The 6,591-nt window shown below is 38.5% G+C and carries 4 protein-coding genes; all 4 read left to right on the forward strand.

Annotated features, from left to right (window positions below):
* Window positions 1–497: 497 nt before the first annotated feature.
* A complete protein-coding gene (locus K6G33_RS09570; protein WP_296778773.1) occupies window positions 498–1,064 on the forward strand; it encodes a sigma-70 family RNA polymerase sigma factor in 567 nt (188 codons plus the stop codon).
* A 15-nt stretch (window positions 1,065–1,079) separates the two neighbouring features.
* Entirely contained in the window at window positions 1,080–2,318 is a 1,239-nt protein-coding gene (locus tag K6G33_RS09575; RefSeq protein ID WP_296778774.1) for a hypothetical protein, read from the forward strand.
* 46 nt (window positions 2,319–2,364) lie between these two features.
* A complete protein-coding gene (locus tag K6G33_RS09580; protein WP_296778775.1) occupies window positions 2,365–4,263 on the forward strand; it encodes a dockerin type I domain-containing protein in 1,899 nt (632 codons plus the stop codon).
* Window positions 4,264–4,387: 124 nt separating this feature from the next.
* A complete protein-coding gene (locus K6G33_RS09585) occupies window positions 4,388–6,283 on the forward strand; it encodes a dockerin type I domain-containing protein (RefSeq protein WP_296778800.1) in 1,896 nt (631 codons plus the stop codon).
* Window positions 6,284–6,591 lie beyond the last annotated feature (308 nt).

Below are 6,591 nucleotides of genomic sequence, written 5' to 3' on the forward strand. Positions count from 1 at the left end.
AGAGATGGTCGACAGTTTATCGCACGGATGTGTTAATCCTATCAGAATTACGCCGGACCTTTTCTCTCTTATTGTAATAAAAAAAGAGTAGCTTTGCAATGCTTTGGACACATCGCTTTTCTACTCTTTTATTGTACCAAAACAGAATGTGCCGATGGCTTCATCGGTCATCGGCACACATAGTTAAGATTTCTCCAAATTTTAATATCCCCTGAAAGGCAGTCGGTTGGATCGGCTGTCCTTTCTTTTTTTTAGGAAAAATCATTACGGCTTGCGGTTCGTTGTTAGCCGCTGTTATCTTTTAACACGATTGGAACTTTATAAAAAATATATTTTATTCTTGATTTGTTCCTATATACGGTTCATTTGAGCGCTTTTAAAGTCTTTTGAAAGAAAAAATAGAAAAATTTTTCATTTTCGTGTCTGTTTTTAAGAAAATAATGCGATTATACTTAGTGGGAGCGATCGTCCACTATGTTAGGGAAGGAGGAATGCAGATGACTGACAAAGAACTCAAGGCAAAGATTAAGTTGTCACCCGCGAGAGCGCGAAGGGAATTCTTTGATGAATACTGCAATTATGTATATGCTATTATTATAAATAAGTTGAGAAACTTTTGTAGTCGTGAGGATATAGAAGAATGTGTGGGCGATGTGTTTATAGATTTTTTCAAAAGCTTTGACAGCTGTAATATACGCTGTGAAGAGCTGAAGGGACTTATCGGGGTCATAGCCAAAAGAAGGGCTATAGATACATACAGACGAGTATGTAAGACCTATGGCAAGACCGTTTCCATAGATGATGAGGAATTTGACGATATTGTCTCGGAAGAAAATGTTGAGAAAGAAGCAGAACAATCAGAAAGAAATGCATTATTGCTCAAAAAAGTACATGAACTTGGAGAACCTGACTCGACTATCATTATACAGCAATACTATTATAATAGAACGTCGCTTGAAATTGGTGAAGCAATTTCAATGACGGCGGCTGCTGTTCAGAAGCGTAGTATCAGAGCAAGAAAGAAACTGAAATCTATGCTTTTAGAGGTCGGTGTCAGTCTTTAAGGAGGGGGATGTAAAATGAGTAATAAATCTAAACTATTTGATGATGAGATGGATGAAAAAACAGTGGAAATTATTTCAGATGATTTTCCTATATTGACTGACGAAGAAAAAGACCGTATTTTTTCACTGATCGAAAAAGAATTTGATACAGATACAAGCAAAAATAACGACTATGGTGATGAAGTAAAGGGCGTAGAAAAAATTGTCAGGCCGCGATGGATCGAAAGACTTGGAACTGCCGCAATGATTGCGATAGTTTTCGGAGGTCTTGGAGGCGGTGGCTACCTTATGAGCAATATGGAGAAGAATGCTCCTAAAGACCGCGAACAAGAGGTAACTACAGAAACATTGACAACCTCTCCTGTGCAGCAGGCAACTGCCGATAATACTCCGACCCCGGTAACGACTTCAGGCAAAACAGATGATAGACCTGTAACGACTTCGGTCGTTATGGTAGCAGTTCCTGTTTTAACAGTAACTGATATCGGTCCGTCAAAAGCAGAAGATATTAATACCGCTCCTTACGATATCAGTACAGTCCCTGTTGTAACAACAAATCTTGCAGTTACAACAACAGACGTAACGACTACTTTTGCTGAAAGTGATACAACAGTTTGCAGTTCAGCTTTTACTTCAACTACATACGTTGACGATACAGAGATAGTTACAACATATATACGAACTGATAATGATAATAATGATGAGGATGATCTTACAGAGATAGCTGAGGAACTTATCGAGAAGTACGATACGATTCGAGAGATAAAGACCGCACAGCTTCCGCATGATTACGACGAGCACAAGCTGGTGACGTTCAGACATGATCCGAGCAATCCAACGTCAATGCCGTACAATATGCATTATCACAAGATCGACAGCAATGTCTTCGGAAATATGCAGGAATTGAAAGATTATTATTATTCCGTCATGTCACAGCAATACACAGATGCCCGTATGTTCGGGCCTGAACTCAGCTTTGCTGATGTTGAAAATAATTATGTGTTCGGCAGTGATGCCCCCGATTATTTTTATATATCTATTGACGGCGAGCTTTATGGCAATGTAATAAGCAAGCTGGATCTTTCAAGCCGCACGGATGAACCTGTAGAGGTATTCGATATAAGTGAAAGAAGCTTCAAGGCGAGTAAGCAGTATTACAAGACAAATGCTGATAACAAAATAGTAACAGCTACATTCTGGTTTATCAAAGACTACGATACTGAAAAATGGTTGATCGATTATGTCAGTTATTAATAGGTTATAATAAACCGTAAAACGGCAATAAAGGAAGGATTTTATTATGTTTAAAAGACTCAGTGCGTTTGTAGCAGCACTTACGATCACAGCAACAGCAGCAGGAATGATCCCCGCAAATGCAGAAGATAATTACAACACTGCATCAGCAGCAGAAATAAATGCTTTGCCTTCAAAGAGAGATCTTTCTACAGATGAGGATACCAAAAACTTCTTCCCACCTATAGAAAGCCAGGGAGCACAGGGCTCATGCGTAGCATTCTCGATAACATACTATCAGTTTACATATCAGATGAGAAAGATATTACATGATAAGTATGGTGAAGACAGTGATGTCCGTTATTCTCCTTCATTATCATATAATGAGGCAAATGACGGAAAAGACGAAGGAACGGATTTAAAAAATGTATACAATGTTTTACAGAACAAGGGCGCATTGACACTTGAGGACTTTGAATATAATGACGGATATGGAGAAAGCATTAGTGTTGAGGAATATAATCTCCTTTCGGAAACCGAAAAGAAGTATTATAAAGAAGTAAAAGATGGAAATAATAAAGTAACATCTTATACTGCCGATTCACATTATTACAGAAAACATATTCGTGACATTAATTTGCTCTTAAAGGCATTAAAGGCAAGAGTTACAAAAGTTAATAAAATTACTGTCGAAAGCTCAGGCGAGGACGGTGCTATAAATGCTATCAAAGAACAGTTAGCTGCCGGCAATGTTGTTGCAACAGGAGGCGTATTCTATTATAAAAATTCTCATACGACATATAAAAGACCTGTTTTTATTGATGGTAAGCCCGGAAACAGCGCATTTATACAGAATGCAGGAGCTGCTGATGATAAACATATACCGTGTCATGGTTATGTAATTGTAGGATATGATGACAATGTTACCTGTGATCTTGGCAATGGTACAGTTTTAAAGGGCGCGTTCAAGATAGCAAATTCCTGGGGAGAAAGTTATGGAAGAAAGGGCTACTCATGGATAATGTATGATGCATTCTATGAAAAGAGCTCAAAGGTCAATCTGAAAGAAGGCATGAAAAGATATCCTGCTTTCAGCGATCAGGAGTTCTATACTATAGAGGTCGATAAACAGGCACCTAAGCTTGTTTCCGAAGTTGATGTTATTACAAATAATATCTATGATTATTCTGTATACACCTATTCGGGAAGAAAAAATGTCGCATATAGATCAGGTGATTCAAATGATCGCCGTAATAATGAAAGTTCAGTATACAGTGGTCCGCTGCTCACTGATATGACAAAGATTTGCGGTGACGATTACTATAGCAATAAAACATATTATTTTGATTTCGGTGCATATAATTATAAGACACGCTACCTTGTAAAAGGTATTGCTATAAGAGATGATCTTGGAAATATCGTTGCTGAAAAGAAATATGACTATGATATTAATGAGTACACTTCTGCGCTCAATTCTGATGATACTGATCTCGTACGAAAGTACATAACCCACTTTAAAGACGATATTACAGTTGACCTCAAGTTCGGCGATGTAAACTATGACGGCGTTTTTGATTCTGCTGACGCAACCCTTATAAGTGAGTTCGCAAGCGGCAAGGAAGCTTCATCACTTCAGAAGGATCTTGGCGATTTCGATAAGGACGGCAAGATAACTATGGCAGATGCAAATATGGCAGCTGACGAGCTTGATCCGATCACATGGGCAGAAGACGGTACATACATCGGAAATGAGGAAGTTACCAACTTAGAGTGGAATGCTATCAATGGATTCTGGTATTTCCTTGACTCTGAGGGCAAGAAGGTGGTTAACCAGTTCATCTACGACTCAAGATGGAACGGAAACATTTTTGTCGATGAAAAGGGACGCTGCATAATGAATTCCACATTCACATATAACGGAAAGACATACTATGCAGATGGATACGGAGTTGCTACAGAAGTCTGAAAGCAGAACTCCGACGAAAATTAGATTGATGCCTAAGCTTTTAAAGCTTAGGTATCAATGTGTATTGTTTAGCACGTATAGGTTATAATAAACCGTAAAACAACGATCAAGAAAGGATTATATTATGTTTAAGAAAATCAGTGCATTTATAGCAGCACTTACAATTACAGCAACAGCAGCAGGAATGATCCCTGCAAATGCAGAAGATAATTACAACACTGCATCAGCAACAGAAACAAATGCTCTGCCTTCTAAGAGAGATCTTTCTACAGATGAGGATACCAAAGCCTTCTTCCCGCCTATAGAAAGCCAGGGAGCACAGGGCAGTTGTACAGCATTTTCATCAACATACTATCAGTTTTCATATCAGATGAGAAAGACATTACATGATAAGTATGGTGAGGTTAGTTATGCTCGTTATTCTCCTTCATTAACATATAATGAGTCAAATAGAGGTCAAGATGATGGAGCAAAGCTCCACAGAGCATATTATGTTTTACAGAACAAGGGTGCATTGACACTTGAGGACTTTGAATACAACGACGGATACGGAGACAGCATTACTGTTGAGGAGTATGATCTCCTTTCGGAAAATGAAAAGAAGTTTTATAAAGCCGAAAAAGACGGCAACGGTAAAGTTATGTATTATGTTGCAGATTCACATTATTACAGAAAACATATCCATGACATTGATCTGCTCTTAAAGGCGTTAAAGGCAAGAATTACAAAAGTAAATAAAATTACAGTCGAAAGCTCAGGCGAGGACGGTGCTATAAATGCTATCAAAGAACAGTTAGCTGCCGGCAATGTTGTTGCAACATCAGGCGTATTCTATTATAAAAATTCTCATACGACATATAAAAGACCTGCTTTTATTGATGGTAAGTCCGGAAACAGCGCATTTATACAGAATGCAGGAGCTGCTGATGATAAACATATACCGCGTCATGCTTATGTTATTGTAGGATATGATGATAATGTTACCTGTGATCTTGGCAATGGTACAGTGTTAAAGGGTGCATTCAAGATAGCAAATTCCTGGGGAGAAAGTTATGGAAAAGGCGGATTTGCATGGATAATGTATGATGCATTCTATGAAAAGAGCTCAAAGGTCAATCTGAAAGAAGGCATGAAAAGATATCCTGCTTTCAGCGATCAGGAGTTCTATACTATCGAAGTAGATAAACAGTCTCCTAAGCTTGTTTCCGAAGTTGATGTCGTTACAAATAATATTTACGATTATTATACACATACCTTCCTTGGTGAAGAAAAAAGCGGCTATAAAACAAGTGAGGCAAATAGCTATTCGGTTGAAAGTTCGGTATATAGCGGACCAATATTAAATGATATTACTAATCTGTGTGACGGCGATTATTACAGCAATAAAACATTCAATATAAAGCTTGGTTCGACAAATAACAGCACACGTTACGTTGTCAGAGGAATTGCTATAAGAGATGATCTTGGAAATATTGTTGCTGAAAAGAGATATGACTATGATATTAATGAGTACCTTTCTTCAGTCAATTCTGATGATAATGCTCTCGTAAGCAAGTACAGAAAGGGATTAGATGACACTATTACAGTTGACCTCAAGTTCGGCGATGTAAACTATGACGGCGTTTTTGATTCTGCTGACGCAACCCTTATAAGTGAGTTCGCAAACGGCAAGGAAGCTTCATCACTTCAGAAGGATCTTGGCGACTTCGATAAGGACGGCAAGATAACCACAGCAGATGCAGCTATCGCATTTGATGAATTTGAGTCCATTTACTGGTCAGAGGACGGCAAGTACATCGGCACTCAGGAAGTTACCAACTTAGAGTGGAATGCTATCAATGGATTCTGGTATTTCCTTGACTCTGAGGGCAAGAAGGTGGTTAACCAGTTCATCTACGACGCAAGATGGAATGGAAACATTTTTGTCGATGAAAAGGGACGCTGCATAATGAATTCTACATTCACATATAACGGAAAGACATACTATGCTGACGGATACGGAGTTGCTACAGAAGTCTGAAAGCAGAACTCCGCAGAAAATGTTATTATTATCTTGGCTTTGAAAGCTTAGATATTAATATATTGTCCTGCACGGAGATGTGTGAACTCCGATGCCGGATATAAGTTGCTCTTATAGAAAAAGTTGTTGCAAAACAGACACCTGTCACGGGTGTCTGTTTTACTTTTTATCGTAACCGCTCAATAACATACCACCTGTAAATGAAAGATTCCCGAGCTGCGGCTCGGGGATTACTATTGCTCATAATGCTTTACAAATTTTCTGTACAGATCTATTCCACGGCAGGAGCTCTTCAAGTATATCTGGAT

The sequence above is a fragment of the Ruminococcus sp. genome (assembly GCF_024691275.1).
GTDB lineage: Bacteria > Bacillota > Clostridia > Oscillospirales > Ruminococcaceae > Ruminococcus.

Coding starts and splice junctions, on each gene's coding strand:
- K6G33_RS09570 (WP_296778773.1), top strand. CDS start 498: ATGACTGACAAAGAACTCAAGGCAAAGATTAAGTTGTCACCCGCGAGA.
- K6G33_RS09575 (WP_296778774.1), top strand. CDS start 1,080: ATGAGTAATAAATCTAAACTATTTGATGATGAGATGGATGAAAAAACA.
- K6G33_RS09580 (WP_296778775.1), top strand. CDS start 2,365: ATGTTTAAAAGACTCAGTGCGTTTGTAGCAGCACTTACGATCACAGCA.
- K6G33_RS09585 (WP_296778800.1), top strand. CDS start 4,388: ATGTTTAAGAAAATCAGTGCATTTATAGCAGCACTTACAATTACAGCA.